1 protein-coding gene is annotated in these 1,215 nt (G+C 70.0%); it reads right to left on the bottom strand.

Annotated features, from left to right (window positions below):
* Positions 1-238: 238 nt before the first annotated feature.
* Positions 239-1,144 (bottom strand): fumarylacetoacetate (FAA) hydrolase, encoded by a 906-nt coding sequence (locus GUY61_RS38450; RefSeq protein WP_166634914.1) that lies wholly within the window; start codon positions 1,142-1,144, stop codon positions 239-241.
* Between the last annotated feature and the right edge of the window lie 71 nt (positions 1,145-1,215).

The raw sequence follows: 1,215 nt of genomic DNA, 5'->3' as shown, positions 1-1,215 counted from the left end.
TGCCCACCCCGTCCCACGACGCCGTCTTTCCCGTTCCGTGCACCTGGCAGGACGGAGCAAGGCCGCCGCTGGATGCGGCCGTTACTGATCAGGGACGATTCCGCAGGGATTCAGCGACAAGATCCGGACGACGACGGCTTCGCTGGGGAGGGCACACCGCTTGTGCATGAGGTCGGGCGGCAGGCCGGCACTGATGCGGGGGTTCACCGGACCGGACCGGACCGGGGGCACCGGATACTCAGGGCAGCGGAGCGGGGGACACGTACCTCACGGTGTTCTCGATGGTGACCCCGTGGCTCTTCACGTCGATGGCGATCCGGTCCCCGTCGGCGATCCGGAACCCGTCGTGGAAGCTGGCCTCGTCGGCGCCCAGAAGCACGTAGTTGACCAGGCCGGGCCGGCGCACCGCGGGGAACGAGAACAGGTGCTCCACCATGTCCCTCACCCGGAAGTACAGGGCGTCGCCCCCGCAGCTGAAATTCCCCTCCCACGCGGTCACGCCGTCCCGGGCGATCGTCACCCGGCCGGTCACCGAGTGCGGCGGCTCGCCCAGGAACAGCCAGGGTGCGAGCGCCGTGTCGCACAGCTTGCAGTACGGGTTGTAGCCCGGGTCCTCGCGGTGCAGGCCGATGTCGCACAGGTCGTTGCCGAAGGTGTAGCCCGCGTAGTGAGGGCTGCCGTCCGCGTCGTTCACGTACACGAGGGCGACCTCGGGCTCCTCGATGAGGGCGACAGGGTTCGCGGGCACGTGCAGCGTCTCGCCCGGCAGCCGCACCCAGTCGCCGAAGCCCTTGAAGAACCACTTCGGCGGTGTGAACTCCCCGCCCTCCGGGGCGGTCCGGCCACCCCACTTCTTCTTGTGAGTGCCCATGAAACCGCTCAGCAGCGCGTTCCCGGTGGCCGTCGGCAGCAGCGGCGGGAGCAGCCGCACCTCGGGGTCTTCCATGGCGACCGTGACCGTCGCCGCTCCCTCGGTGACGGCGGACCTGATCGCGGCCATGGAACCGTCGGTGGCGACGAAGGCCGCGGCGAGCCGCCCGTCGGCCACCCGGTACAGGGTCTGCGGGGTACCGGGCTCGGGCGTGCCGAACCCGACGTGGCGCTCGCCCCGGTACAGGGCCTCGAAGAGGGTGGGAAGAGACATGGGAAAGGGCCTCCTGATGAGGGATCGGAGAGATGCCGGGACGGGATCAGGGTCGCGGGACGGTCGTGGGC

The sequence above is a fragment of the Streptomyces sp. GC420 genome (assembly GCF_009916105.1).
Taxonomy (GTDB): Bacteria; Actinomycetota; Actinomycetes; order Streptomycetales; family Streptomycetaceae; genus Streptomyces.
Note: the sequence above shows the minus strand (reverse complement) of the source record. Positions and strands in the feature narration are given on the sequence as shown.